The 4,999-nt window shown below is 60.9% G+C and carries 12 protein-coding genes and 1 pseudogene; all 13 read left to right on the forward strand.

Annotation, left to right across the window (positions count from 1 at the left end):
- Window positions 1-344, forward strand: a 344-nt coding sequence (locus C7K08_RS12545; RefSeq protein ID WP_117434652.1) for a DUF4351 domain-containing protein, incomplete at its 5' end; no start/stop codon positions are given.
- 146 nt (window positions 345-490) lie between these two features.
- On the forward strand, window positions 491-748 hold the full coding sequence (locus C7K08_RS12550) for an AbrB/MazE/SpoVT family DNA-binding domain-containing protein (protein WP_206603860.1): 258 nt from the start codon (window positions 491-493) through the stop codon (window positions 746-748).
- A complete protein-coding gene (locus C7K08_RS12555) occupies window positions 721-1,143 on the forward strand; it encodes a type II toxin-antitoxin system VapC family toxin (RefSeq protein WP_206603861.1) in 423 nt (140 codons plus the stop codon). Before C7K08_RS12550 ends, C7K08_RS12555 begins: the two co-directional genes overlap by 28 nt.
- Window positions 1,144-1,266: 123 nt before the next feature.
- A complete protein-coding gene (locus tag C7K08_RS12560; RefSeq protein WP_106500922.1) occupies window positions 1,267-1,491 on the forward strand; it encodes a DUF4351 domain-containing protein in 225 nt (74 codons plus the stop codon).
- A 235-nt stretch (window positions 1,492-1,726) separates the two neighbouring features.
- A complete protein-coding gene (locus tag C7K08_RS16515; protein WP_106500923.1) occupies window positions 1,727-1,927 on the forward strand; it encodes a DUF4160 domain-containing protein in 201 nt (66 codons plus the stop codon).
- Between the two features lie 34 nt (window positions 1,928-1,961).
- Window positions 1,962-2,150, forward strand: a complete 189-nt coding sequence (locus C7K08_RS16925) for a DUF2442 domain-containing protein (RefSeq protein ID WP_423218701.1) — start codon at window positions 1,962-1,964, stop codon at window positions 2,148-2,150.
- A 40-nt stretch (window positions 2,151-2,190) separates the two neighbouring features.
- Entirely contained in the window at window positions 2,191-2,319 is a 129-nt protein-coding gene (locus tag C7K08_RS16675) for a hypothetical protein (protein ID WP_272867440.1), read from the forward strand.
- A gap of 43 nt (window positions 2,320-2,362) precedes the next feature.
- Window positions 2,363-2,497, forward strand: a pseudogene (locus tag C7K08_RS12575) (DUF4351 domain-containing protein); the annotation flags it as partial.
- 97 nt (window positions 2,498-2,594) lie between these two features.
- Window positions 2,595-2,834, forward strand: a complete 240-nt coding sequence (locus C7K08_RS12580; protein ID WP_241537256.1) for a type II toxin-antitoxin system HicB family antitoxin — start codon at window positions 2,595-2,597, stop codon at window positions 2,832-2,834.
- Window positions 2,831-3,007 (forward strand): type II toxin-antitoxin system HicA family toxin, encoded by a 177-nt coding sequence (locus C7K08_RS12585; protein WP_106500926.1) that lies wholly within the window; start codon window positions 2,831-2,833, stop codon window positions 3,005-3,007. Before C7K08_RS12580 ends, C7K08_RS12585 begins: the two co-directional genes overlap by 4 nt.
- 174 nt (window positions 3,008-3,181) lie before the next feature.
- Window positions 3,182-4,096, forward strand: coding sequence for a DUF2887 domain-containing protein (locus C7K08_RS12590; protein WP_106500927.1), 915 nt, complete (start codon window positions 3,182-3,184; stop codon window positions 4,094-4,096).
- Between the two features lie 126 nt (window positions 4,097-4,222).
- Window positions 4,223-4,408: a PIN domain-containing protein gene (locus tag C7K08_RS15610; RefSeq protein WP_106500928.1), complete on the forward strand. Its 186-nt coding sequence runs from the start codon at window positions 4,223-4,225 to the stop codon at window positions 4,406-4,408.
- Between the two features lie 201 nt (window positions 4,409-4,609).
- Window positions 4,610-4,897: a putative toxin-antitoxin system toxin component, PIN family gene (locus C7K08_RS12600; protein ID WP_106500929.1), complete on the forward strand. Its 288-nt coding sequence runs from the start codon at window positions 4,610-4,612 to the stop codon at window positions 4,895-4,897.
- Window positions 4,898-4,999 lie beyond the last annotated feature (102 nt).

A 4,999-nucleotide genomic window follows, 5' to 3' on the forward strand; every position in this document is an offset into this window, starting at 1 on the left:
GATCTAGACACAGTTGTGCTGCCTATGCTGGTGCAACGGTTTCCCCAGCTAACGAGGAACAAATCATGGTGATTGCCGGCATTCCCAGAGAAGAGATCCGCCACACCCGGGCTGTTCAGGATTGGCTGGCCGAGGGCCGCCAGGAGGGCGAAGCCAGAGGTGAAGCCAGAGGTGAAGCCAAGATGACTCTCCGCCTCCTCACCCGTCGCTGCGGCCCCCAAAGCGAGGCCACCACCGCCCAGATCCAGGCCCTACCGCTGGAGCAGCTGGAAGCCCTGGCCGATGCCCTGCTCGACTTCCAGGGCCCAGCCGACCTGGCCAGCTGGCTGGCCGCTATCAGCTGAAGCGGGGCGCTGATTCGGCCGTTTCTTACGACGGCTTGTTGCTGTGATCTGACTGCGGAGCACACCAGTAAGGCACTTTTGCCTTACGCTTACCTTATTGGTGCCGTCTCGCCATGACAAAACGATCAGCGAAAACACCATCGCCTGTGTCGCTCACGGTGACCAGCAAGGGCCAGGTGACCCTGCGCAAGGAGCTGTTGGCTCATCTCGGCATTCAGCCAGGCCAGCGCGTCGATGTGGAGGTGCTGTCGGGAGGGCGGCTGGAGTTCCATGCCGAGCAGGCCACCGGCAGCATCAATGGATTCATCGGCCTGCTGGCAGGGCGCAGCGCCCGCCGGGCGAGCTTGGCGGAGTTGAACGAGGCCGCCGCCTCCGGTTGGGCTGGTCTGCCCGCCAGCAACTAGTGAAGGTCACCGCAGACACCAATGTGCTCGTGCGTGCCCTGGTGCAGGACGATCCTGAGCAGGCCAAGGCGGCAACCGATCTGCTGGAGTCAGCGGAGTTGATCGCGATCCCCGTGCCGGTGCTGTGCGAGCTGGTGTGGGTGCTGCGTCGGGTGTATGGCTTCGCGGCCAGCGACTGCGCCACCGCCATCGAAGCGCTGATTGGCAGCAGCGGCGTGGCTGTTGATCGCCAGGCTGTTCGTGCCGGGCTGAAGCTTCTCTCGGCGGGGGGCGACTTTGCTGATGGGGTGATCGCTTACGGCGGCCGAGCCCTTGGTGGTGAGCAGCTGGCAACGTTTGACAGGGAGGCGGCACGGCTGCTATCTGCCGCTGGTGAGCCGGTGCTGCTGCTTTGATCTAAGCGTGTGCTTGTTCTGATGCCCCCCCCTCGCCAAGCCGAACGCCTTTTCTGAATGTGGTTCGCCCCTCTGGTCCACATCTTTCCTGGTCAGCCGCCCTGATCTGGAAAGGCGCAAATCATGGTGATTGCCAGCATTCCCCGAGAAGAGATCCGCCACACCCGGGCGGTGCAGGATTGGCTGGCAGAAAGCCGCCAACTCAACCGCCGCTGCGGCCCCTTGAGCGAAACCACCACCGCCCAGATCCAGGCGCTACCGCTGGAGCAGCTGGAAGCCTTAGCCGATGCCCTGCTCGACTTCCATGGCCCGGCCGACCTGGCTACCTGGCTAGCCGCTAACGCCTAGCCCCCCCTCTGATTTGCAAGTGTGCAGGAGTTTGTACAGCTGTACAAATTCGAGGAGTCGCCCAAATTGTCATGGCGGCTGGCTGATCAGACGAGGCTTCCCTCTGAGCCGCCAAGTTGCCCAGCCGGTTTGAACCCCACAGCCACCACAACCCTCCAATACCCGGCTCCACCAGCCCCTGTAAGACCTGCAGCCCTCAGGATGGCTAGGGTGATGCTGCTGAAGAGGAGGAATCTTGTCACCCACCGTCTTTCGTGATGGTGAGTTCCGTTTTTACTTCTTCTCTCGGGAGGAAAGTCGGATGCATGTTCATGTCAGCCACCCCGACGGCGAAGCGAAGTTCTGGCTTACGCCATCCATTGAGCTTGCTCGCAATATCGGCCTCTCCGCAACGAAACGCGGCCAAGCCGAACGCCTTGTTCGCTTTGGACGCTGAGGTCACCAATGTCTCAGGGCATTGCCTCTGGGTCTTGGTTGATGACGAAGAGCTGGCATTACCCTTTTCTGAGTTCCCTTGGTTCAGATCGGCGACGATCGATCAGGTTCTTAATGTGGTTCGGTCGTCTGGTTCACATCTTTACTGGCCCGACCTTGACGTTGATCTTTCTTTGGATTCAATCCGTCACCCCGATCATTACCCCCTTAAGGCGAAAGTCTGACTTGATGTTCTGATCCCCCACCAAGGCACTGCATCTATTTTTGAAGCAACAGGTGGTGTGGCTCAACCTGCTCACCTTGCCGGTGCGGCCTGAGAGCGAGCTGGCGGCCAGCAGTCAGCAGATCCTGGCCAGGCGCCCTGATCTAAAACCGAGGCTTAAATCATGGTGATTGCCGGTATCCCCCGAGAAGAGATCCGCCACTCAACCGCCGCTGCGGCCCCCTCGCAGAAGCCACCATCGCCCAGATCCAGGCCTTGCCGCTGGAGCAGCTGGAAGCCCTGGCCGACGCCCTGCTCGACTTCCAAGGCCCGGCCGACTTGACCGCGTGGCTGGCCGCTATCAGCTGAAGCGGGGCGGGTGGGGTTCCGACCTGAGTGGTTGTGCTGATCACCAGGCTCCCAGCCTTGCCGAGGCTACCGTTGGCCCCAAGAAGAAGGCAGCATGATGACACCTGTTGAGAGCAACATGGGAAGCAATCCTCAGCGCCAGCCCACTGCTGAACCATTCACATACTGGCGAGAAGCCGACGGCTACGTTCTGGGTTATCTGAATGCATACCCTGATCATTGGACGCAGGGTAAAGATCTCGACGATCTAAAGGCACAGCTCTTGGATCTGTACCACGAATTTTCCAAAGACGATCTGCCAGGAATTCGAAAGGTCGATGAGCTTGTGGTGGCTTGAAACGAACTGACCTGATCAGAGAACTGGAGCAAGCTGGTTGTGTCCTCCTCCGCCACGGAGGACGCCATGACATCTTTCACCAGCCTCGAACCGGTCGCACCCAGCCAGTGCCTAGGCACCGTGAAATCAACGAAATGCTGGCCAGGAAGATTCTTCGAGATCTCACAGTTTGATCGCCGCCCAGATTCAAGCGTTGCGGGAAGCCCTAGGAGCCTGACTGTTAGCCCACGCCTGTGGCACCCCCGTGGTGGCTTTCCGCACCGGAGTGACTTCCCCCTGAGCCGCCAGGCGTCCCAGCCCGAACCTCAAGCCGCGGCTACCTTTTCGCCAGCCAGCGCCAGCAGCCCTTGAATACCGACCGCTGGTACTACCGCGTATTCCAGAGCGCCCCGGATTTAATCCGCTCGTTGTTGCCGGGCTTGGCCGGGGCCGCCAACGCGCTGGGGCTCGACCCAGGTGCTCCCGGTGATCGCCTTTACCGCTTTCAAGCCCTCGAGATCAAGGAGCTGAGCCACCGCCTCGATGGCGTGCTCTGGCCGAGGGAAACCACCGGCTGCGCCGAAACCGGCAGCCCGGAGTTCCCGGTGGTGCTGCTGGAGGTGCAGATGCACCCGGATCCCGGTTTCCACGGGCGGCTTTCAGCCCAGAGCCTGCGCTTTGTGCAGCGACACCCCAAACTAGAGCGCCTGGAGGTGGTGGTGATTACGCCCCACCACCGCCTGAAGCTGGGACCAGCCAACCCGCCCCGACTGCTGCAGGCAGTTCTGGAGCAGGTGCACTGGATCAGCCTGGCGGAACTGAGCCAGCAGCCGAATCTTGATCCCTTGCTGAACCTGCTCACCCTGCCGGTGCGGCCCGAGAGCGAACTGGCAGCTAGCAGTCAGCAGATCCTGGCCAGGCGTCCTGATCTAAAAACAGTTGTGCTGCCTATGCTGGTACAACGGTTTCCCGAGCTAACAGAGGCGCAAATCATGGTGATTGTCGGTATCCCCCGAGAAGAAATCCGCCACACCCGGGCGGTACAGGACTGGCTGGCGGAGGGCCGCCAGGAAGGCCTGCAAGAGGGATTGCAGGAAGGCCGCCAGGAAGGCGAAGCGGCCGTGACCCTTCGCCAACTCAGCCGCCGCTGCGGCCCCCTCGCAGAAGCCACCACCGCCCAGATCCAGGCGCTGCCGCTGGAGCAACTCGAGGCCCTGGCCGATGCCCTGCTCGACTTCCAGGGCCCAGCCGACCTGGCCAGCTGGCTGGCCGTCAACAGCTGAAGGGTGCCAGTGCCTGCCCTTCAATCCGCACCGAGGGTGGTGAGAGTACTGGCGTGAACGTTCTGCTCCACACCAACGTGTTGTGCGGCTTGAGCAGGGTGGCCACAGCCTGCTCAAGCCAGCCTGGTGATTCATGAGCTGAGCTTTGGCATCCAGCGCTTGGCCGACGGCCGCAGAAAAGAGCGCTTCCGCAGCTATCTGCAAAATTTGCGGCGTTTGACGGGCTGCTCCTGCCCACATGCCAATGCGGGATCGGCCAGTTCAAGTTCGCTACTGGGGCTGTGGCTGAGCTTTGCGTTGGATCTCTCCTAAAGTAAGGAATCCTTACCCGAGGCCCATCCGCGGCTTGCTGTAATGGTTGCTGCCAGGTGCACCATCAAAAACCAGCTCACCCTGCCGAAAGCGGTGGTGGAGCTGGGCATTAGCGAAGCAGACGTGGCCGAGGCCGTGACCTGGGCGCGTAGGCCGTGAACTCTTAACCCATCCGGGCATGCTGAGCCAGCGGCTAGGGAGCTGTTACGTGTGCTGACCTATCCGAAGTTTCCGCTGCAACCTGTCGATTGCGAGCGCTTGCTTGAGGATCTACTGCCCTGGTACGAGAGCTGGGTGGCTGCCATCTCCAGTAGCCAGCACCGTGTGCGCGACCCTGATGATCAGATGTTTCTTGATTTAGCACTGGCAGCAGCCACCCCTGTGCTGGTAAGTGGCGATGCCGATCTGTTGGATCTGAAGGAGGAAGTGCCCTACCTGCAAATCATCAACCCAGCCGAATTTCAATGTTGGTTAGTTGCCCAGCGATGAGCGTGCCGAACTGTCTCGACACTGCACGTTGGCAGCCAATTGATCAACAACTTGCCCGCGAATTGCTTGGACTGCCGTTAGGTGTTCCTACATTGCTTTTCG

It is taken from the genome of Synechococcus lacustris str. Tous (assembly GCF_003011125.1).
GTDB lineage: Bacteria > Cyanobacteriota > Cyanobacteriia > PCC-6307 > Cyanobiaceae > Synechococcus_D > Synechococcus_D lacustris.